The organism is Corynebacterium sp. HMSC072A02 (genome assembly GCF_001810085.1).
In the GTDB taxonomy this organism is placed as follows: domain Bacteria; phylum Actinomycetota; class Actinomycetes; order Mycobacteriales; family Mycobacteriaceae; genus Corynebacterium; species Corynebacterium hesseae.
Genome location: NZ_KV799871.1, coordinates 1 through 20,952, shown reverse-complemented (window position 1 = coordinate 20,952; position 20,952 = coordinate 1). Strand labels below are relative to the sequence as shown.

General features: G+C 59.6%; 20 protein-coding genes and 1 pseudogene. 9 read left to right on the top strand and 12 right to left on the bottom strand.

Translation table 11 applies throughout. From position 1 onward, the window contains the following. Positions 1–51 precede the first annotated feature (51 nt). Together ilvN and HMPREF2698_RS10245 are read right to left on the bottom strand one after the other, a co-directional pair. Positions 52–567, bottom strand: coding sequence for an acetolactate synthase small subunit (gene ilvN / locus HMPREF2698_RS10250; protein WP_070528612.1), 516 nt, complete (start codon positions 565–567; stop codon positions 52–54). Further along, the gene (locus HMPREF2698_RS10245) at positions 560–2,392 is read right to left on the bottom strand and encodes an acetolactate synthase large subunit (protein ID WP_070564315.1); all 1,833 of its coding nucleotides are present in this window, start codon (positions 2,390–2,392) and stop codon (positions 560–562) included. Before HMPREF2698_RS10245 ends, ilvN begins: the two co-directional genes overlap by 8 nt. Positions 2,393–2,706: 314 nt before the next feature. On the opposite strand from HMPREF2698_RS10245, the gene HMPREF2698_RS10240 reads away from it, so the two are divergent. The 7 genes and pseudogenes from HMPREF2698_RS10240 to HMPREF2698_RS13700 all read left to right on the top strand — a co-directional run bounded on the left by HMPREF2698_RS10240 (position 2,707) and on the right by HMPREF2698_RS13700 (position 8,349). After that, on the top strand, positions 2,707–3,240 hold the full coding sequence (locus HMPREF2698_RS10240; RefSeq protein WP_070564312.1) for a PH domain-containing protein: 534 nt from the start codon (positions 2,707–2,709) through the stop codon (positions 3,238–3,240). Positions 3,241–3,242: 2 nt separating this feature from the next. Further along, on the top strand, positions 3,243–5,096 hold the full coding sequence (ilvD, locus tag HMPREF2698_RS10235) for a dihydroxy-acid dehydratase (protein ID WP_070564309.1): 1,854 nt from the start codon (positions 3,243–3,245) through the stop codon (positions 5,094–5,096). An 11-nt stretch (positions 5,097–5,107) separates the two neighbouring features. Continuing rightward, on the top strand, positions 5,108–6,376 hold the full coding sequence (locus HMPREF2698_RS10230) for a glycosyltransferase 87 family protein (RefSeq protein ID WP_070564306.1): 1,269 nt from the start codon (positions 5,108–5,110) through the stop codon (positions 6,374–6,376). A gap of 99 nt (positions 6,377–6,475) precedes the next feature. After that, positions 6,476–7,039 carry a hypothetical protein gene (locus tag HMPREF2698_RS13280; RefSeq protein ID WP_141748949.1) on the top strand — a complete coding sequence of 188 codons (564 nt, stop codon included), beginning with the start codon at positions 6,476–6,478 and terminating at the stop codon, positions 7,037–7,039. 9 nt (positions 7,040–7,048) lie between these two features. After that, positions 7,049–7,318, top strand: a pseudogene (locus HMPREF2698_RS13755) (hypothetical protein); the annotation flags it as partial. 304 nt (positions 7,319–7,622) lie between these two features. Further along, complete coding sequence (locus tag HMPREF2698_RS13275; RefSeq protein WP_141748948.1) at positions 7,623–7,853, top strand: hypothetical protein; 231 nt, start codon at positions 7,623–7,625, stop codon at positions 7,851–7,853. A 4-nt stretch (positions 7,854–7,857) separates the two neighbouring features. Continuing rightward, a complete protein-coding gene (locus HMPREF2698_RS13700; protein WP_118781216.1) occupies positions 7,858–8,349 on the top strand; it encodes an IS30 family transposase in 492 nt (163 codons plus the stop codon). On the opposite strand, the gene HMPREF2698_RS10220 is transcribed toward HMPREF2698_RS13700, so the two are convergent. The 4 genes from HMPREF2698_RS10220 to HMPREF2698_RS10205 form a co-directional block, all read right to left on the bottom strand. Beyond that, positions 8,313–8,627 (bottom strand): transcriptional regulator, encoded by a 315-nt coding sequence (locus HMPREF2698_RS10220; protein WP_070564300.1) that lies wholly within the window; start codon positions 8,625–8,627, stop codon positions 8,313–8,315. The two genes, HMPREF2698_RS13700 and HMPREF2698_RS10220, sit on opposite strands and share 37 nt — an antisense overlap. Further along, complete coding sequence (locus HMPREF2698_RS10215) at positions 8,624–9,061, bottom strand: hypothetical protein (RefSeq protein WP_070564297.1); 438 nt, start codon at positions 9,059–9,061, stop codon at positions 8,624–8,626. Before HMPREF2698_RS10215 ends, HMPREF2698_RS10220 begins: the two co-directional genes overlap by 4 nt. 132 nt (positions 9,062–9,193) lie before the next feature. Continuing rightward, positions 9,194–10,168, bottom strand: a complete 975-nt coding sequence (locus HMPREF2698_RS10210; RefSeq protein WP_070564294.1) for a DoxX family protein — start codon at positions 10,166–10,168, stop codon at positions 9,194–9,196. A gap of 28 nt (positions 10,169–10,196) precedes the next feature. Next, positions 10,197–11,081 carry a LysR family transcriptional regulator ArgP gene (locus HMPREF2698_RS10205; RefSeq protein WP_070524444.1) on the bottom strand — a complete coding sequence of 295 codons (885 nt, stop codon included), beginning with the start codon at positions 11,079–11,081 and terminating at the stop codon, positions 10,197–10,199. 70 nt (positions 11,082–11,151) lie between these two features. On the opposite strand from HMPREF2698_RS10205, the gene HMPREF2698_RS10200 reads away from it, so the two are divergent. Beyond that, the gene (locus HMPREF2698_RS10200) at positions 11,152–11,841 is read left to right on the top strand and encodes a LysE/ArgO family amino acid transporter (RefSeq protein WP_070564292.1); all 690 of its coding nucleotides are present in this window, start codon (positions 11,152–11,154) and stop codon (positions 11,839–11,841) included. Here HMPREF2698_RS10200 and HMPREF2698_RS10195 read toward each other — a convergent pair. The 6 genes from HMPREF2698_RS10195 to HMPREF2698_RS10170 form a co-directional block, all read right to left on the bottom strand. Beyond that, a complete protein-coding gene (locus HMPREF2698_RS10195) occupies positions 11,838–13,262 on the bottom strand; it encodes a YkvI family membrane protein (RefSeq protein ID WP_070564288.1) in 1,425 nt (474 codons plus the stop codon). The genes HMPREF2698_RS10200 and HMPREF2698_RS10195 overlap by 4 nt on opposite strands. 185 nt (positions 13,263–13,447) lie before the next feature. Continuing rightward, positions 13,448–14,503, bottom strand: a complete 1,056-nt coding sequence (locus HMPREF2698_RS10190) for an NAD(P)-dependent alcohol dehydrogenase (RefSeq protein ID WP_070564285.1) — start codon at positions 14,501–14,503, stop codon at positions 13,448–13,450. Positions 14,504–14,558: 55 nt separating this feature from the next. After that, on the bottom strand, positions 14,559–16,073 hold the full coding sequence (gene gatB, locus HMPREF2698_RS10185) for an Asp-tRNA(Asn)/Glu-tRNA(Gln) amidotransferase subunit GatB (RefSeq protein ID WP_196189557.1): 1,515 nt from the start codon (positions 16,071–16,073) through the stop codon (positions 14,559–14,561). 34 nt (positions 16,074–16,107) lie between these two features. Beyond that, the gene (locus tag HMPREF2698_RS10180) at positions 16,108–17,706 is read right to left on the bottom strand and encodes an aspartate:alanine exchanger family transporter (protein ID WP_070564279.1); all 1,599 of its coding nucleotides are present in this window, start codon (positions 17,704–17,706) and stop codon (positions 16,108–16,110) included. Positions 17,707–17,745: 39 nt separating this feature from the next. Then, positions 17,746–18,777 carry an ATP-dependent 6-phosphofructokinase gene (locus HMPREF2698_RS10175; RefSeq protein ID WP_070524457.1) on the bottom strand — a complete coding sequence of 344 codons (1,032 nt, stop codon included), beginning with the start codon at positions 18,775–18,777 and terminating at the stop codon, positions 17,746–17,748. 22 nt (positions 18,778–18,799) lie between these two features. Beyond that, positions 18,800–20,176 (bottom strand): MFS transporter, encoded by a 1,377-nt coding sequence (locus tag HMPREF2698_RS10170; RefSeq protein WP_070564649.1) that lies wholly within the window; start codon positions 20,174–20,176, stop codon positions 18,800–18,802. Between the two features lie 49 nt (positions 20,177–20,225). Between HMPREF2698_RS10170 and HMPREF2698_RS10165 the strand changes: the two genes are divergently transcribed. Continuing rightward, positions 20,226–20,549, top strand: a complete 324-nt coding sequence (locus HMPREF2698_RS10165) for a hypothetical protein (protein WP_070564276.1) — start codon at positions 20,226–20,228, stop codon at positions 20,547–20,549. Positions 20,550–20,952 lie beyond the last annotated feature (403 nt).

Genomic DNA, 20,952 nt, shown 5'->3' with positions numbered 1-20,952 from the left:
CCTATTGAATTTGTATCACACCTTGGGACAGTTTGCCCACCTTGTGGGATTTCATTTCGTCGGTGCCATTGCTTTCGGGCCGCGCCCCAGTGCGACGTTGCCAGATTGCACCAGCTCGCGGATACCGAAGGGCTCGAGGACGTCGAGAAGCGCCTGCAGCTTGCCCGGGGTACCGGTGGCCTCAACCACCACGGACTCCGGCGATACATCCACGATGCGTGCGCGGAAGATGTTCACTGCATCGACCACCTGAGGGCGGTTAGAGTTATCCGCGGCTACCTTCACCAGCATGATGGAGCGGGCAATCGTGTTTTCCTCCTCCAGCTCCACCACCTTGAGCACCGGGACGATTTTGTTGAGCTGCTTCGTCACCTGCTCGATGATGACCTCGGAGGCATCCACAACGATGGTCAGGCGGTTAATACCCTCCGTCTCGGTCCGGGCAGACACCAATGAGATGAGGTTGTAGCCGCGGCGGGTGAACATACCGGTCACACGGGAGATGATGCCCTCAATATCCTGAACCCGAACGGAGAGGATGTGTCGGGTGATGTCGTCTTTAGCCATTGTTTTCGGCCTCCTCGAGAGATTCGTGGATGTCGGCCGGTTCCTCGGCCGCTGACTCATTGTCATCAAACAGCGGGCGCAGGCCCAGGGCGTACTGGATTTCCTCGTTAGAAGCCCCGCCGCCAATCATCGGCCACACCTGGGCATCCTGGCCCACAATGAAGTCAATAACCACTGGGCGGTCATTAATTGAGCGTGCACGCTCAATCGCGAGGCCAATCTCTTCCGCCGTGGTGACGCGAATAGACTCGCAGCCCAAGGCTTCGCTGAGCTTGACAAAGTCCGGCACATACTCGTCGTGCTCGCGCAGCTTGGTGTGGGAGTACTTGTTGTCATAGAAGAGCGTCTGCCACTGGCGCACCATGCCCAGGTTGCCGTTATTGATCACGGCAACCTTGATGGGAAAGCCTTCCACGGCCGCGGTGGTCAGCTCCTGGTTCGTCATCTGGAAGCAGCCATCGCCATCGATAGCCCAGACCTCTCGCTCCGGGCAGGCAGCCTTAGCCCCCAGCGCCGCGGGCACGGCGTAGCCCATCGTGCCGGCGCCACCGGAGTTGATCCAGCTGCGGGGGTGCTCGAAGTCGAGGAACTGCGCCGACCACATCTGGTGCTGGCCCACGCCCGCACAGTAGATAGCCTCCGGGCCAACGATGGAGCTGAGTTTTTGGATAACCTCTTGCGGGTTGAGCAGGCCATCTGACGTCGGCTCAAAGCCGCGCGGGAAGCGGCGCTGCATGTTCCCCAAATACTCCATCCACGGACCAATTCGCGGGGCATCCAACTCCGCATCATTGGCATAAGCCTTGGTCAGTCGCAAAAGCACCTCGCGGGCATCGCCCACGATGGGAACAGCCACCTCGCGGATTTTGCCGATCTCCGCCGGGTCAATGTCGGCATGGATCACCTCGGCGTGGGGAGCAAAGGTGTCCGTATCACCGGTCACGCGGTCGTCGAAGCGTGCGCCCACGGCGATGATAAGGTCCGCCCGCTGCAGGGCCGCGACCGCCGGCACCGTGCCGTGCATGCCGGGCATACCCATGTGCTGCGGGTGATTATCCGGGAAGGCACCGAGAGCCATGAGCGTGGTCACCACAGGGATTCCGGTCAGCTCCGCGAACTCGCGCAGCTCGCGGGAGGCCTCGGCCTTGATGACGCCGCCGCCAACGTAGAGCACCGGACGCTCGGCGCGCGCAATGCGCTGAACGGCCTGGGTAATCTGGCGCGGGTGCGGAGTAGTCGTGGGCTTGTACCCCGGTAGCTCCGGCATCTTTGGGCCCGAATATTCCATATAAGCGTTCTGCACGTCCTTCGGAATATCCACGAGCACAGGCCCAGGGCGCCCAGTGGCGGCCAAATGGAAGGCGGCCGCGATCGCCCCGGGGATATCTTCTGCCTTGGTGACGATGAAGTTGTGCTTCGTAATCGGCATCGTCACGCCACGGATATCAGCCTCTTGGAAGGCATCGGTGCCCAGCAGGGAGCTGCCCACCTGGCCCGTGATTGCCACGACGGGAATCGAGTCCAGGTTGGCGTCAGCCAGCGGGGTCACCAGGTTGGTCGCACCCGGGCCGGAGGTAGCAATCATGACGCCGACCTTTCCGGATGCTTGGGCGTAGCCTTCGGCTGCATGGCCGGCCCCCTGCTCGTGGCGGGTGAGCACGTGGCGCAGCTTCGTGGATTCAAAGAGGGCGTCGTACAGCGGAAGCACGGCGCCACCCGGAATGCCGAAGACAAGCTCGGTGCCGAGATCTTCGAGGGTGCGGACAATGGCGTGTGCGCCCGTGATGCGCTCGGGCGCCCGCTGTGGCGGTGTGGAAGCTGTCACGGTTGATGTGCTCCTTCAGTGGGGTGGGTGGTGAAGAGATCATCCAACGAGTAACGCCCCCGTCTTTCCTTCCTGGGTGTGAAGGTAACGGGGGCGCTTGCTGGTCGACGTCACTTGTGGACTCGCTACGGCTCGCGCCGCCCGGGTACTACTACGAGGTGAAGTCGAATAATGATCATGGGACAAACTGTACACTGATAGAAACACCACCGCTGGCATTTACCCCCATTTTTGGGATCTTTTTCTCATTTTGCGAGATTGCACAGGTGGGGCGGTTCGCCACCGCGCCGCACAGTCAATTACGATGGCCCACTATGACGTCCTCACATCCGCAGAACGCATCAACTCGTGCCGAACACCCCACGGCCGAAACGTTCAAGCCCACCCGCGAACACCTCCTCGGCATTGGCATCCTCGCCGCCATTGCTTTTCTCAGCATTGGCTGGGCCCCGAAGTACCTCTTCTGGGTACTCATCTTCCCAGTGCTGGCCATCTGGTGGGTTCTACGCGCACGCACCACCGTCGACGGCAAGGGCATCCACATTTCCTATGGCTTCCGCGGCCCCAAGAACATCGAGTGGGGCAACTTCAAGGGAATCGGCTTCCAGCGCTCGCGGGCCTACGCCCGCACCACAAGCGGCAACAACTTCAACCTGCCGGGAGTGACCTTCAACTCCCTCCCCCGCCTTGCCGCCGCTTCCAATGGGCGCATCCCCGACGCATTGACTGCAGGCCGCAACGCCGCCGACGACAAGGTCATCATCGTCCACCGCGATGGCCAGCAAGTCCTCCTCACCAAGGAGGAATACGCCGAGTACCTCAAGAAACACCCCGAATTAAAGGATTAACCATGTACCCGCTCCGCTCCAAAGTCACGACTGTTGGCCGCCAGGCATCCGGTGCGCGCGCACTATGGCGCGCTACCGGCTCCAAGGAGAGTGACTTTGGCAAGCCAATCGTCGCTATTGCCAACTCCTTTACCCAGTTCGTCCCCGGCCACGTCCACCTCAAGAACGTCGGTGACATCGTGGCCGATGCCGTGCGCGAAGCCGGCGGTGTGCCCAAGGAATTCAACACCATTGCCGTCGACGATGGCATCGCCATGGGCCACGGCGGCATGCTGTACTCCCTGCCTTCACGCGAAATCATCTCCGATTCCATCGAGTACATGGTCAACGCCCACACTGCCGACGCCCTAGTGTGCATCTCCAACTGCGACAAGATCACCCCGGGTATGTTGAACGCCGCACTGCGCCTCAACATCCCCACCATCTTCGTCTCCGGCGGCCCGATGGAAGCCGGCAAGGCCGTTGTTGTCGATGGCGTGGCGCACGCGCCGACGGATCTGATTACGGCAATCACGGCGTCGGCAAGCGACGCCGTCTCCGACGAGGGCCTAACCCGCGTGGAGGAATCCGCCTGCCCCACCTGTGGTTCCTGCTCCGGCATGTTCACCGCCAACTCCATGAACTGCCTCACCGAAGCGCTCGGACTCGCACTGCCAGGCAACGGCACCACGCTGGCCACCCACAGCGCACGCCGCGATCTCTTCGAACAAGCAGGCCACACCATCGTCGAGATGTGCCAGCGCTACTACGGCGAAGAGGATGACGCTGTCCTCCCGCGCTCGATTGCCACCAAGGAAGCTTTCACCAACGCCATGGCGCTGGATATGGCCATGGGCGGTTCCACCAACACCATCCTCCACACGCTGGCCGCCGCGCAGGAGGGCGAGGTGGACTTCACGCTGGAGGATATCAACGAGATTTCCTACCGCGTGCCTTGCCTGTCCAAGGTGGCGCCCAACGGCACCTACCACATCGAGGACGTGCACCGCGCCGGCGGCATCCCCGCCATTCTGGGCGAGCTGCGTCGCGCCGGCCACTTGAACCTCAAGGTCCATACCGCGCTCTACGACAACGCCGAGGAGTGGCTCGACGATTGGGATATCCGCGGTGGCAAGGCTACCGACGCTGCCCGCGAGCTCTTCTTCGCCGCCCCCGGCGGTGTGCGCACCACCGAGCCTTTCAGCCAATCCAATCGCTGGGATGAGCTCGACACGGACGCTGCCAATGGCTGCATCCACGACGCCGAGCATGCCTTCTCCTCCGACGGCGGCCTGGTCGTCCTGCGTGGCAACCTCGCCCCCAACGGGGCCATCGTCAAGGCAGCCGGCGTTGACGAGGAACTGTGGACCTTTACCGGCCCAGCCCGCGTGGTCGAATCCCAGGAAGAGGCCGTGTCCATCATCCTGAAAAAGGAGGTCCAGCCCGGCGATGTCATCGTCATCCGCTACGAGGGCCCCGCGGGCGGTCCCGGCATGCAGGAGATGCTGCACCCGACTTCCTTCCTCAAGGGTTCTGGCTTGGGCAAGGCCTGCGCCTTGATTACCGATGGCCGCTTCTCCGGCGGCACCTCCGGCCTGTCCATCGGACACATCTCCCCCGAGGCTGCCCACGGCGGCCTCATCGGCCTAGTGGAAAACGGGGATCCCATCACCATCAACATCCGCGAGCGCCAGCTCACCCTCGACGTGGACGAAGAAGTCTTGGAACGCCGTCGCGCCACCGAGGAGCAGCGTGAGAAGCCCTGGACGCCGAAGGACCGTAATCGCCCAGTCACCAAGGCACTGCGCGCCTACGCCAACATGGCCACCTCCGCTGACCGTGGTGCGGTGCGCGTGGTGGATGGTTACGTCAATTAGAGTATGGGGCGATGAATTTCGCCACTAACGCCGCAAGGCGCACACTTTTCACCGCCGCCGGGCTCATCATTGGCCTGGTGGGCGTCATCCGCCACGTCCTCCACACGGACTACCCTGTGGACATGATCATTTACCGTGAGGGCGTCCGCGCCTTCATGGAGGGCCGCTCGGTCTACTCGGAGCCCATGTACGCCGGGGATTTGGCGCTCCCCTTTATCTACCCGCCCTTCGGGGCACTGGTCATGGTGCCGCTGACAGCCTTTGACTGGATGAGTGACGCCCTGGCGGGCGATATCATGATCGTCCTCTCGGACGCCCTGGTCTTTGCGTGCCTCTACGCGATCTTCCGCGCACTCAAGGTGCCGCACCTGTGGCCCACCGTGGCGATCGCGTGGGCCGCGGCGATGTTCTTTGAGCCCATCCGCCTCAACAACGGTTTTGCGCAAATCAACATCGTCATCATGGCGTTGGTCATCTTCGATCTCGTCCCCCGCAAACGCAAACTTCCGCAGGGCTGGCTGATAGGCCTCGCGGCAGCCATCAAGATCACTCCCTTGGCCATGCTGCTCTACTTCCTGCTGCGCCGCGAGTGGAAGCCGATCCTCACAGCCTTCGCCTCCGCCGTCGTGGCCACCTTGCTGGCCGCGGCCTACCGCTGGGAGGCCTTTGTCGAATTCTTCAGCTCAAAGCTTCTCGATATGGGCAAGGGCGTAGACTTCGGTGTGGCCACGGACTATCAGTCCAATTCCTCGCTCAAGGGCGTCATCCAGCGACTCTTCACCTCCCAAGAGGCGATGGACAACCACGGCACGCTCATCAACATGCTGTGGCTGGTCGCAGCGCTCACGGTCATCGGCCTCGGCTCCGCACTCATCCTGGCTCAGATGCGGCGCGGCCTGCTTGTCGACGCCCACCTCACCACCGCCACAACCATGCTGCTCATCTCCCCCGTTTCGTGGTCCCACCACTGGGTGTGGCTGTCGCTCATCGTGCCGGTTCTGGTCTACCGCGCATGGTCCTGGCGGAATTCCACCTGGGTCGCCGGTAGCTTGCTGGCTGTGCTGGCCGCCTGGGTGGGCATGCTGCTCACCGTTCCGCCGAAGTGGTGGTTTGGTGACAGCATCGATGTCCACGCGATGCCGCTGTATCAGAAGTTCTTGGTCGATGACTTCGTGTGGCTAGCACTCCTCAGCTGGATTCTCTACGCCATCTGCCTCAAGGTTAAGGGCACTCAATCCGACAAGCCCCATGTTGCACTCGCTGCGGCCCAAACCACCTAAGCCCCGAAACGCAAAACTGCCCGTTCTGCCAAAGTTATGCGCCGCGCCTGCGGCGGGCTCAGGTGGTGAATGCATCTATACAGCTAGGAGGTTGTGTAGATGTTAGGCGATAGAAAGCTACGTGAGCGGTATGTGCAGGCGTATCTGCATGATGCGCGTCCGATGTCGGTGATCCTCAAGGAGTTGGGGGGCTCGAAGGCTACGGCGAAGGTGTGGCGCCAGGCTGAGGGCCTTAGCCGTGGCAAGCGCCGTCGGAGCCTGAATGAGGATAAGTACAAAGATCAATACCAAAAGATCATTGCTCTTGTAGAAAGCGGCCAGTCTGCGTATAGCGCACTGAAAGAGACAGGTTTCCCACAGACCGCTTACCGATACCTTGCGCGAGACGGTATTGAACTCGCCAACAACAGTCGCGGTGGAGCCATACAAATTGAGCGGGATCGCATTGCTAAAGCTTTGAAACTTGTTAATGCTGGCAAAAGCTATAAGGAAGTCGGCCAGGTAGTTGATCACTGCGCTGACACTGTGAAAACGTGGCACCATAATCACATGTCTGGGCGTTTGGTGCTCAATGATCATCCCACCGAATCCGAATCGAAGGTAGGACGCGGAAAACGTCTTATCCGCCATAACCGAATAGCGATGGCCTATCTGCTGAAGTAGGGCCATTCTCATCGTGAGATTGCAGCCCAGCTTGGCCGGAATCAGTCGACGATTAGCAGGGAAATCGCCCGTGGGATGACTGAGCATGGCTACGATGCCCTCGTGGCGCAAAACCGTGCTGTAGACCGTTTAGCCAGGCCTAAACCCCGTAAACTCGATACCAACCCGCAGTTGCGGGCCTTTGTCATCGAGGGGTTGAACACGAAGTGGTCACCTTCCCCTTGGCTGCTGAGCCCTGCCCCTAGGAACAAAAATCGGGGCACTTCACTTCTGCTCTGAACCAGTGCGCCCTCTGGGCTAGCATTGGACTGCTATCTACACTTTCCTAGGATAGGCACGAGAATGGGGTTATGTTAATGAGACGCATGATGGCACGGATAGGGTTCACTAGTATTGTCTCCCTATTACTCTCCTCTTGTAGTTTTGATGACCCATTGGCTTCTCATCTCGCGTCCCTAGGACGATCGGGACATGCAACCCCGTTACTGAGTCCATCACACTGGAGGAACTCTACGGACCAGAATGGACTGAGTTTTCGCTCGTGTGCCCATACACTCCGTATCAAACAGTCAAAGAAACACTTATGGCTGATGATCCCCCTGTTCCAGAACACGGCTTCTCCGATCAAGAAAACTTCCTCTTTCTTAGAGGAAAGGGCGACAGCGAACAATGGGTGAAGTTCTCTCGAAAGGCTCTCGATCTGTGTTCTCCATCAAGTCCGCCTTCTTTAATCATGGAGTCAACGACAGTTGCTCTCAGTTTTTCTCTGGATAATCCGGGTAGTGCTTGGATTCTAACCGGCTTGAACAAGTAGTCATATGGGCTCGCTGCTTGATGTGCATGATTCCGCCACGACTGTCGATAAGTTAATCGAGATGTTTACCGGAAAAATACGCAACATCACCAAAACATTGACCTGGGACCAAGGTGTGGAACTAGCCCAAGTAGACAGGCCGAGCATCGAACGTGGGCTCGCAGTCTACTTCTGCGATCCACACTCACCCCGGCAGCGTCCTACCAACGAAAACACCAACGGGCTAGTCCGAGACTTCCTACCCAAAGGAAGCGACTTTAGTACCCTGACCGATAAGGGCGCTCAACACATTCAAGACCCACTCAACGGGCGCCCCAGAAAAGTCCTCAACTGGTACACACCAGAAGAGAAAATCCAAGAACTATTCAAGTGGTGCATCCACCACTTGAAACCGCCTGCGGCGGGCGGGAAAACTTTGGCAACATTGGCACCTCAGCGACGCCATACTATGCGCCCAACTCAGCCCTCAGCTAAATCCTTGAGTGCTGCCAAGTGACCGTCGAAGGCGATCTTGCCTTGCTCAGTCAAGGCGACCCACACCGAGTCCTTAGCGCGGCTGGTGCCGTATTCGCGGAAGCGAGTCACGTAGCCGGCTTGTTCTAGCGCTCCGAGCTGCTTGGACAGGGAGGCGTCGGAAAGCTCCGTGCGGTCGCGCAACACGGCGAATTTCATCTCACGGTTTACCTCCCCACCCTGCGTGGCCCCGAAGGCATTGAGCGTGGCGCAAATTTTAAAGCGGTTGAGCGGGTGGATTATCGGATCGAGCTCACTCATCGCGGCATCCTATTCAGCGCACCGGTGTGCAACGTCCAAAAGACCGACAAACTGCACAGCACACCTGCGATGCACGAGGCAATAACGTGCCCTTCAACAAAGGGATTGAACAGTGCCGGCAGCATCATAAACCCCAATCCTGCGTAGAAGCGCCAGGTCACATTCCTGGAGGCGTGCGGATCAACCTTCTGACGCATCGAATCCCGCACCCCCGTGCGGTAAAAGAAGGCAAGACTCACCAAGAGCCCGAGTACAAGAAGCAGTCCACCAACAAGAACGAGAGGATGGACGTCATCCTTGATCCACATGTAGGCAAACCACGCGCCGTAAGCAGCCGATGCGAGCAAACTCAGCCAGATAGGCGGCCGCTTCGCCGCGGCTAGCTGTTGTTGCTCCTCAAATGCGAGTGCTTCTCGAACATCCTGATCGGACAAAACTAAAGCTCCCCTCCTGCGGCACCAAAGTCATTGTTTTCCATTACGGAAACCAACTTACTTTACGCAATGGAAAACAACAACAGTTGGTGTATAACTGCAGGCTGGGAGCTTAAGTAGGCGCTAAAACTCTTAGCTCAACGGGTTGACGCCAGCTCCAAACCACCAGATGGCCACGAGCGCGGCAACGCCAATGACGACAAAGACCCACGAGGTTGCCAGTGGGCGACGGGTCCAGGAGCGATTGAAGTCAAGGGAGATGAATCCCGGACCGGTGAACTGCAGGGCCACAGCGATAACAAAGAGCACCAGACCCAGCCAGACGCTCTCATTCCAGGCAAAGACATCCAACCCAGCACCGGAGGCGTTGAGGCCGTGAATAGCGGAGAAGCCTGTGACGATGAGACCGAACATGGCCGCCAGCGGTGTAACTAGACCCAGAAGCAGGAAGGCACCGGCAATGAGCTGGACGGTCGGCACGCCGATGGCCAAGGCCGCCGCCATGGTGTACTCACCGAACTCGTTCTCCAAGCCTGACAGCCCCTCGTTACCGCCGAGCTTAAAGAAGGTCGAAGCACCCGCCACGAGCAGGTAAACGCTGAGCGCCAGGCGCACGAAAAGCAGACCAAAGTCAATGGTGCCTCGGCGAGCCGACAAGTGCTTTTCTTCTACAGCCTCCGCTTCGGTTGCGGTGACTGGCTCAGCCGCAGGGTCAGCCACGGCAACGGCGCTGGGCTCTTCATCAGCCTCAGCCACTGGCATTGCAGTCGTCTCCGTATCGGTTCCTGCCGTCGCCTCCGCGCGCGGGAAAGCAGTAGTTTCAGTTTCAGCATCAGCGGCAGAGCTGTCGAAAGACAGGGATTCCTTGGAGGCGCTTTCAAAGGTTTCGGTCTTCGCCTCGGGTTCGGCCTCGACGGCGGGCTCTTCAGCCTTCTTTGGCTTGATCACCTGCGGCTCGGCGCGCCCCGGGCGCTGGAAGAGGCTGCTCTTCTTTGGCTTTTCGGCCGCAGCTTCCGCAGGCGCGTTGTCCTTCACGGAGTCTTTGCCCGTGTAGGTCGGGATATCGTCATCAAAGTTGGTGGCTTTATCAGGAGTTTTATCGCTCATACCTCCAACTTAAGGCAGCACAGCACCCTTATGGTGCATCTTTACCGGCGCGGCGCGAAGCTAAAACCGCATGGCCAGCGTTTAAGACGTCTTCGGTGAGATCAGCAAGCAACTCCGACTCCAGCCGCCAGCGTTGCCAGTAGAGGTCGATGTCGAGCGGGAAGTCGTCGAGAAGCACCAGCTCCCCGGACTCCAGCAATGGCTGGGCCTGCAGGCGTGGCACCAAACCCCAGCCCAGCCCGTAGCGCACGGCCTCCACATAGGACTCCGAGGAGGGAATCTGAGATACCCGTGCGCGCAGGACGTGCGAGTCGATGAAGCGCTCACGCATGGCGTCATCCAACGTGGCGTCGTTCGGCCCGAAACCCACGATGGGCAGCGTCTCCCAGTCCTCGAAGGTCTCCGCCAGCTCCGGCGCGGCGACGGCAAAATAGCGCATGGTGCCGAGATACGTGGATTCGCAGCCGGAGACCGGCGTTTGCTCGCGAGTCACAGCTCCCAGAACGTCGCCGCGGCGCAGCATCGCGAGCGTACGGGCCTCATCTTCGATGCGGATGCGCAGCGCCGCCGCACCGCGCTCGGCGGTGCGCTGGATTACGGGACGAAACCACGTGGCCAGGGAATCCGAGTTGATGGCAACGGTCAGTGGCACGCGGGACAACCGTTCAGTAAGCCGCGCATCCGCTTCCGCCTGGACCAGCGCCATGCGCCGCGCGGCTTGGGCGACGATCTCCCCCGCCTCAGTCACGGTGACGGGGGTCCCGCGGCGAAGGAGGATGCGGCCCGTCGACACCTCCAGTGCCTTGATGCGCTGGCTCACAGCCGAGGGAGTGATTCCCAACACAGCCGCGGCACCCTCGAAGGAACCTTCATCGATGATGGCCAGCAGTGTTTCGGTATGCAGCGGGTTCATGAAGCAATATTAAACCAGATGTAGAACATTTAACTGGACTTCATATGTCGATATACGCACACTAGAAGCCATGTCAGTATTGCTCGCAGGATTTGCGCTGGGCCTGTCCCTCATCATCGCCATCGGACCGCAGAATGCCTACATCATCAAGATGGGTATTAAACGCGACCATGTCGGCCCCATCCTGTTGGCATGCTTGCTTTCCGACGTCATCTTGATCACCGGCGGCACCGCCGGCGTCGGCGTCCTTGTGGAGCGCTTCCCCACCGCGCTCGTCGTGGTGAAGTACCTCGGCGCGGCCTACCTCATCTACTTCGGCTTCACGTGCTTCCGCGATGCTTTCAAGAAGGAACAGGAAGCGCTTGTCATTGAGGAAACCGCACCGGTGGCCCAAGTGGTTGATGAGAACTCGGGCAATTCGGGCGCGCCGAGTACCTCCGTGCTCACCAAAATTCGCCCCCACGTGCGCTCAAAATCCTGGGTCAAGCCCGTCCTCGGCGCGTTGGCGCTGACGTGGCTTAACCCCCTGGCCTACGTCGACGCGCTAGTCATGCTGGGCTCCATTGCAAACCAATATGGCGACCAGCGCTGGGTGTTCGCAGCAGGCGCCATCATGGCCAGCGCAGTGTGGTTCCCCTCCCTAGGCTTTGGCGCCTACAAGCTCTCCCACGTGCTGGCCAAGCCGACGACGTGGCGCGTCGTCAACATCGTCATCGGCTGCGTCATGATTGCACTAACAGCGAAGCTGTTGCTCCACTAGTTCTTCTGTGAGTCCTCGGGGAGGTCTTCATCCTCAGCGGGATCTCCCACCGCGCCGGTTTCTTCCACCCAGGCCTTGATCTCTTCGTCGCTGCGGTCCTGCTCCACGGCGTCGCGCTCGGTGTAGTAGGAGTGGTCGTTACGGTTTTCCTCCCACTCTTCCTTGTCGAAGTCGAGCTCCTCGTCCGAATCCAGCTCATCAACCACATCGGAGACGAGATCCTCGAAGAGGGCTTCATCATCCATGTTGGAATCGGCGATCTGCTGACCAATCTCATCGTCGTAACGCGCTGCGTCATATTCCGAATCGGGGTGCAGCTTCAGGTGAAGCAGGGCGCGGATGCGCTCGCGGCGCAAGCCTTCATCCTTGATCTTGCCCAGGGAACGCAGCCATCCAACCACCAGGATGACGACGAGGACGATGCCCATGTAGCCCAGAACCGGGTACACGTACTGCATGAGCGCCTTGAAGCCGGCGAAGGAAACCGCGAAACCTGCAAGGCAGCCGGCGATAAAGATGATGCGGTACTTGGACTCGTTGCCGGAGGACAAACGCTTACCCAGCGCATAGAACATGCCGATGGCCGTGTTGAAGATCATCAGGTAGATGATGACTGCCATGATGACGCCAAGGACTGGGTGAACGTTGTCCACCAGGGTCAGCATCGGAATATCTGAATCGCCCACATTCTCCGCGTTCATCAGCAAGGAGAAACCAGCAATGGCCATGAGCACCGCGTAGACCGCGCCGCCTACAATGCCACCGACACCAGCCTCACGCGGGCTGATGTTATCGCCACCGATCACCAAGGACATCGATACAGCCAGAATGAGGGCGAGGCCGTTGTAGTTCAGCGCGGAGACCAACCAATTCGAGATCGGGGACTCAATCGCTTCAGAGGCGCTAATCGCCGCATCAACGCTCTCCGGCATGTGCAGCAAGGTATAGGTGCCCACGAAAAGAACGGCGATGATGATGGTCGGGGTCAAAAGGCCGATAACTTGGGAGACCTTGTCCACGTCGAACATACCCGTAACCATGACAAGCACGAGCATGAGCAACGAACCTACCCAGGCAGGCCAACCGAACTGCTGCTCCATGTTGGAGCCAGCACCTGCCAGCATGACAAAGCCCACCGCAAACAGCGTGAGAATCACCGCAACATCAAGAATGCGCGAGATGATCGGGTGAGTAATGTTACGGAAGACTTGGTTGTGTTCGCTGGCGTGGAAGTAGCTTCCTAGTTGAAGAAAGACTGTACCGGCAAGGGTCATGACCAAACCGGCAACCAGGATTCCCCACATGCCGGGAATACCGAAGGACGTAAAGTACTGGACAACTTCCTGTCCCGTGGCAAAGCCCGCACCCACGAGCAAGCCAATGAAGGACAAAGCGATGCCTACGACGTTTTTATAAGACACGTTTTCCTATCTGTTTTCTAGTTTCTTCTCTTTATGCTTAATGGCTAGCGCATAAAAACGCGCCATACCTTTGATGGAGTACGGCGGCACACTACTACCACGGTACTCCATCCTGACAGGAAAACAGGTGTGCGGCCGTGGAGAGCTTGCTCCAATGGCCGCTAAAGCATGAGGCGGCTCACCTCTTAATGCTCGGCAAACGTAGCGGTATCAATGACGAATCGGAACTTCACATCACCCGCAACGACGCGCTCATAGGCGGCATCGACGTCATCGACGCCGACCTTCTCAATGACCGCTCCCAGGCCGTGCTCGGCACAAAAGTCCAGCATTTCCTGGGTTTCGGCGATGCCGCCGATGTTGTTGCCGGTGAGCACCTTGCCGCCGCCTACCAGGCGGTTGAGGCGCAATGGAAGGGCCTCCGGCGGCAGCCCCACGACAGACATGATGCCGCGCGGCTTGAGCATCCGCAGGTAGTCCTCGAGGCTGTACTCGGCGGAAATCGTGGAGAGGATGAAGTCGAACTCCCCGCGGTGGTTTTTGAAAAAGTCCTCTTCTTCGGTGGTGGCGAGCGTACGGTTCGCGCCCAGCTTCGCGGCCTCCTCAGCCTTGCGCGAGGTGCGCGAGATGACAGTGACATCCGCGCCCTTGGCAGCGGCAATCTGCACGCCCATGTGCCCCAAACCGCCGAGGCCCACGACGGCCACCTTCTGCCCTTCCTTGACGTCCCAGCGAGCCAGCGGAGAGTAGGTGGTAATGCCGGCACACAGCAAGGGCGCGGCGACATCGAAGTCAAGGGCATCCGGAATACGCAGGACGAAATCCTGGTTCACCACGACCTTCTCCGCATAACCACCTTGGGTGATCGTGCCGTCGACGTCGGTGGAATTATAGGTGCCCACACCACCATTAAGGCAGTTCTGCTCCATTCCAGCTTGGCACTGCTCGCACTCGCCGCAGGAATTCACCAGGCAGCCCACGCCGACGCGGTCCCCCACCTGGAACTTGGTGACGTCCTCCCCCACGGCGGAAACAACGCCGGCGATCTCATGGCCGACGGTCAGCGGGAAGTGCGCCTCGCCCCACTCGTTGCGAATGGTGTGGATATCCGAGTGGCAGATGCCCGCAGCCTTGATGTCGATGACGACGTCATCGGCGCGCGGGTCACGGCGCTGGATGGTCACAACCTTAAAAGGTTCGTTTGGGCCTGTCTTTTGGAGTGCTTTAGTAGAAATAGTCATGGCGACCACGGTACCCCGCAGCCGCCTGACCTCGCCTAATGGAAATTTATACCAATTAAGAGAGCTTCTTCGCAATCAGCTTGTTAACCTGCCCCGGGTCAGCCTTACCCTGGGTGGCCTTCATGACCGCACCAACGATGGCGCCGGTGACCTTCTTGTTGCCGGCCTTGTACTTCTCCACGATGTCCGGGTTGGCTGCCAGGGCATCATCAACGGCCTTCTCGATTGCGCCGTCATCGCGCACGACCTCGAGCCCGCGCTTGGCGACGACCTCGTCGACATCCCCCTCGCCTTCGAGGACACCGTCGACCGCCTTACGAGCAAGCTTGGTGGTCAGCTTGCCTTCCTTGACCAGTTCGACCACGCGCGCGACCTGAGCCGGGGTGATATCGAGGGCGCTCAGCTCAACGCCCGCCTCATTAGCCTTACCGGTCAGGTAAGAAACCCACCAAGAGCGGGCCTCATCCGGGCTGGTGCCGGCATCCACGGTTTCGATAATGAGATCGAGCGCGCCAGCGTTGACCAGATCGCGCATCTCCTCGTCCTTCAGGCCCCATTCCTCTTGGATGCGGGCGCGGCGAATCCACGGCATCTCCGGCAGGGTTTGGCGGATCTCCTCAACCCACTCGCGGGAGACAATCACCGGCGGCAGATCCGGGTCGTTGAAGTAGCGGTAGTCCTCCGCGGTCTCCTTCGGGCGGCCCTTCGAGGTCGAGCCATCCGTTTCCTGGTAGTGGCGGGTTTCCTGGACGATCTCGCCACCGTCGACAAGCACCTGCGCCTGGCGCTGCATCTCAAAACGCACCGCCTGCTCGACCGAGCGCAGGGAGTTGATGTTCTTGGTTTCGGTACGCGTGCCGAACTCTTCCTGGCCCACCGGGCGCAGTGACACGTTGGAATCCACGCGCATCGAACCCTGATCCATGCGGGCATCGGAGACCCCCAGCGCCGCGACGAGCTCGCGCAGTGCGGACACATAGGCGCGGGCAACCTCGGGGGCACGCTCACCGGCGCCAATAATCGGCTTGGTCACAATCTCGATGAGCGGAATGCCCGCGCGGTTGCAATCCACCAGCGAGGAGGTCGCGCCATGGATGCGGCCGTCCGCGCCACCCAAGTGGGTGAGCTTTCCGGTGTCCTCTTCCATGTGGGCGCGCTCAATCTCTACGCGCCACTCGGTGCCGTCATCGAGAACGACGTCAAGGTAGCCGTCGTATGCAATCGGCTCATCATACTGAGAGATCTGATAGTTCTTCGGCTGATCCGGGTAGAAGTAATTCTTGCGAGCAAAGCGCGACGATTCCGCAATCTTGCAGTTCAGCGCCAGACCGATCTTGATGGCGCCTTCCACGCCCTTTGAATTCACCACCGGCAATGCTCCGGGCAGACCCAGCGAAACCGGGTCCACGTTGGAATTGGGGGCTGCGTTGAAGTTCGTGGGAGAGGTGGAGAACATCTTGGTTTCCGTATTGAGCTCCACGTGAACTTCCATGCCCATTACGGGTTCGAACTTTTCCAGGACCTCGTCGTAGTCCATCAGGTCATACATCGCAGCAGTCATGCGTGCCATCTTAGTATGTTAACGCGACACCGTGCGCAACCGCCTAACCCAACAAGGTGATGCCGTGCGTAATAAGAATTTTGGCAATCATGGCCGCTGGATACACCATGGCATAGCCCAAGGACACACGCTGATCAGTGCTCGTCCGATTATTCACAAAAGCGAGAACTGCCGGTTGAGTCTGAGCTCCGGCCATAGCACCCGCCGTCTTTGTAGCGCCGACGCGCAGGAATCGGCGCATCACAAAGGCAAACCCGAATGCGACCAGCGTTGTGATGATGATGCCAAGGAGAAGAATCTTCCACCACGCGCCGCCTGTAAAGGCACCGGCGATCTCCCCGCCCGCATTCGTTCCGGCTTGGGCCAAGAAGAGCAACAGTCCGAGCTCGGAAAGAATCGTGTTGGCTGAGTGCGGCAATGCGGTCACTGTATTGCCGATTCGCCCAATCCGCGCCATGACCAACGCGACGATGAGAACGCCGGCGGCAGCACCGAGGTTGAAGGAAGATCCGCCCGGAAGCGGGATATCGATATGCCCTACAAAGATGCCAAGGGCCAAGCCGAGGCCGAGGGATACGGGGTTGATATCGGTTAGGCCTTGCGAAGAATCCCCAAGAAAGTTTGAGATCTCGCGCAGCGACTTCTTTGAGCCCACGACGCGCACGCGATCTCCCAGCTCCACGATGTGTTCGGGGATAGCAACCTGATCGTTGTCCGCACGGCGAACGCGCGAAATGCGCGCGCCCCACCGGTCAGACAGCTGGTTGTTCAGCTCCGCAATAGTCAGGCCAGCCAAGCTGTGCTCGGAGATAGTAATGCGACGAAAGTCTAGCTCGTGGCGGTCATCGTTGAGGATCTGCGGGGATTCACGGCCAGCGCGCTCAATGATATTGTCCAGATCTTCCGGGGCACCGACGAGCGTGACCACATCACCTGGGTGCAACACATCGAAAAACTTCGGCAGGACGATATCATTGCTGCCGACGCGCCGCAGGCGGGTCACTTGCACTTCCCCGTTGCCGATGTCTGCAATCTCTGCCACCGCGATTTCTCTCAAAATCTGCATGTGCTGGCGCGTGACGGGTGACAGGGTGTCGTCGTCATTCCCGGCGTCGCGAAGCACGAGCACCGTGGCCGCGAGCATGCCGATGACGCCGAATAAGTAAGAAACCGCGTAGCCCACGGTTGCTGCGCCGGGATCACCCGTAGCTTCCGACGCCGCCGCCAACGCGGGGGTATTCGTCACAGCGCCGGCAAAAGTACCCGCGATGGTGGCATTCGATAGCCCAAAGACATAAGTGCCCAACCCCCACGCGGCAAGCGCCGCGACGATGAAGACTCCAATCATCGACAGCACTGGGCCCGTCGCGGTTTTCAGCGACTTAAAGAAGGACACCCCAGAATTATTGCCAATGCCAAAGGCAAAGAGCACCAACCCGAGCATTCCCAGAATGGGAGGTACGGAGGCCTCCACACCAACGGCGGAGGCGGCGGCCGAAAAAGCAATACCAAGGAAGAGAACGGCGGCCGCCCCTAAGCTAATTCCCCGGGTTTTGATGCCGCCGAGCGCCATGCCGATGCCAATCAGCAAAAACACCAACAGGACCGGCTGCTCAGCAAGGAAAGCTAATACGCTTGTCATCGAAACCTTTATTAACTATGGGCGGCCTTGTCGCGGCGTTTAACCGAAGAGGGCTTGCGCGTTGGCATAGCGCTTTGCCGGAACCACCTTCAGCTTGCCCACGGCATCCTCGAGCGGGACGAGGTCGATGTTTTCACCGTGGAGGGCGACGCACATTCCGGACTGACCATTGTGCGCGGCACGGGCGGCGTGGGTGCCGTAACGGGTTGCCAGGACGCGGTCATACGCCGTCGGCGTGCCGCCGCGCTGGATGTGGCCGAGGACCGTCGTGCGCACGTCGTAACCGGTGCGCTTCTTGATCTCATCACCGATGACCTGGCCAATTCCGTTGAAGGTCTGGTGACCAAACTGATCGACACCGCCCGCTTCGAAGTCCATGGTGCCTTCCTTGGGAAGTGCGCCTTCGGCGACGCAGATGATGCCATACTTCTCACCCATCTGGAAGCGGCGTTCCATCGCCTTGGTGATATCTGCGATATCGAATGGGACCTCGGGGATCACCGTGTAGTGCGCGCCGCCGGCCATGCCTGCATGCAGCGCAATCCACCCAACGTGGCGGCCCATGACCTCCACGATGAGGATGCGGTTGTGGGACTCAGCAGTGGTGTGAAGGCGGTCAATCGCATCGGTGGCCACGGACACGGCCGTGTCGAAACCGAAGGTGTAGTCCGTTGCATTGACGTCGTTATCGATGGTCTTTGGAACGCCGACAACTGGGATACCGTTGTCAGAAAGCCACTTAGCCCCCTTGAGAGTTCCCTCGCCGCCAATGGCGACGAGCGCATCAACCTCAGCATCGGCCATATTGGCCTTGATGGTGTCCAGCCCAGCCTTGAACTTATCAGGGTGGAGGCGGCCGGTACCAAGGATGGTTCCGCCGCGAAGGAGGATGCGGTCAATTTCAGCGTCGTCATAAAGGTCACGGCGTCGGTCCTCCATCAGACCAACCCAGCCGTCCTCGTAGCCGACGACCGTATCGCCGAACTCGTTGGATGCGGTGCGAACGACCGCGCGGATAACAGCATTTAGACCGGGGCAATCACCACCGGATGTCAGTACAGCAAGACGCATGACATCCAATCTACTCGCTTCCCTATTGGCTCGCAGTCTCCACACCAGCGTGCAGGGTATCCCGGAAGAAAAGCGAAGCAATACACCCAACGAAAAGGATCGCAACGATAGCGACCAGCGAGTCCGCCGCGCCGGCGACCTGCATGACTGCTGATACGCCGGCCACACCAATCACCGATCCCACCTGTCGCGATGTGTTATATACCCCGGAAGCAGCTCCCATGAGATGTGCATCAATATCGCGCATCGTCGTCGCGGCATTGGAACCCCAAATAAAGGACTGTCCCGCCCCCAAGGCCGCACATGGCAGGCTCAGCCACCACCCCGAAACACCCGCGTGCATGAGGAACCACAGCACAGCGAAAGTGGCAATCAACATGCCGAAGCCCGTGAGCGCTAATAGTCGTGGATGCAGCTTATCTGCCAAAATGCCCGCTAGCGGTGACACGCACAAGGAAACCAGGGCCATCGGCGTGACGATCATTCCGGCATCTCCCGCCGATATCCCCTCCTCGACCTGCAACCACATCATGATCGGAATCATCATCGACGCAGCCATAAAGCCCATGGACACGATGGCCACCGTGCCCACGGAGTAGTTTCGATCCTTAAACAACCCAAGCGGAACGAGCGCTGCCGCCCCACGGGATGATTGCAAGCGCACGAAGATAGCCATTCCGACAATTCCGGCGACGAGGAGGGCCCAAATCCACCACGGCCAGCCAGTCTCTGGCCCTTGTTGCACCGCAAAGACGAAGCAGGTCAACGCGACAAACGACGCCCCTACCGACACGAAATCAATCCTTCCGGTCGCCGTCGGCAAGGCAGGCACCCACAGGCCGGAAAGAACAATCGCTGCAATGACAATGGGAGTGTGGATCCAAAAGACCGCCTGCCACCCAAACGCGGCTACGACGAAGCCTCCCACTAGCGGTCCAGCAAGAGTGGCCAGCGAACCCACCACGCCCCAGGCACCCAGCGCACGGCCGCGCCGCTCACGAGGGAAAACACGGTTGATCACCGCCATGGTCTGCGGCATCTGAATGGAGGCACCTAGGCCTTGTAGCGACCGTGCGGCGATGAGAAACTCTATGGATGGCGCCAGCGCACAAAGCAGTGCACCAAGGCCAAAGAGTCCGTTGCCGAGCTGAAACATTCGCTTCTGCCCGTAAATATCCCCTAGCCTTCCAGTAAACAGGAGCGGCACGACCACGGCGAGCAAATAGATGGCGGAGACCCACAGCACCTGATTGACGTCGGCGTTGAACTCACGACGGACGTCGGGAAGCGCAACTGCAATCATGGATTGGTCGAGCAACGACATGAAGAAGCCGAGTGACAGCGCCACCATGGCGAGCCAAGCTTGCTTTTCTGACGTGGGCGTTGCTGCGTGATTCATGGGGGGGAAGTCTAGCCACCGCCCATGCAGGCGGCCTAAACTGAAGCGCATGGGAATGATTGACATCAAGAAACCACAGGACGTATCGACGGCCGCGACCGTCTCTCTGGGGCTCATTGGCGGTTGGCTCACAGTTCGGGAAACTGGAATCCGCCCGCTTGGCGGCGTAGTGCTCGCCGCCGCTGGCGTCTGGGCCGGACGCAGCTGGTGGGCCAAGACGAACCCCGCCACTACGGCTGGCCTGGCTGCCCTATACACCGGCGCGTTTGGCCTCTCTCACCCGCTGGCTAAGAAGATTGGCTCCTGGCCGGCAGTCCTGACCGTCACCGCCGCAAGCGCTGGCGCTGCCTACGCGCTTTCCGACGCCCAGTAGATCCCCACGCCCCACGTGCCGCCAACAACGCGCGTGGGGTTTTGATTGTTTTCTCCCATCCTCCCTATTGCACCCTATCGAACCTCCTGGCTAACATGGCGCCGCTACCCCCGTTTATAGTGACGACTTGACATTAATTTACCACTGCCTATGGCCATACAGGTCATATGGCACTAGAATTACGGTTAGAACACAGCTTCTAAAATGGTATCAGTCTCGGGGGAGCCTTCCATGACCACCACTGTCACACGCCCACCTACCTTTTTCTTCTCAACGACAAACTCTAATAACCCACACGCGGTTGCTCGCGCTAAAGCCCGCCGAGCTATCTACAACACCTGGGTTGCTGCTATGCCCAGCCTGCAAGCCGATATCAACACCACCGCTTTAAGCTTGGTGGCTG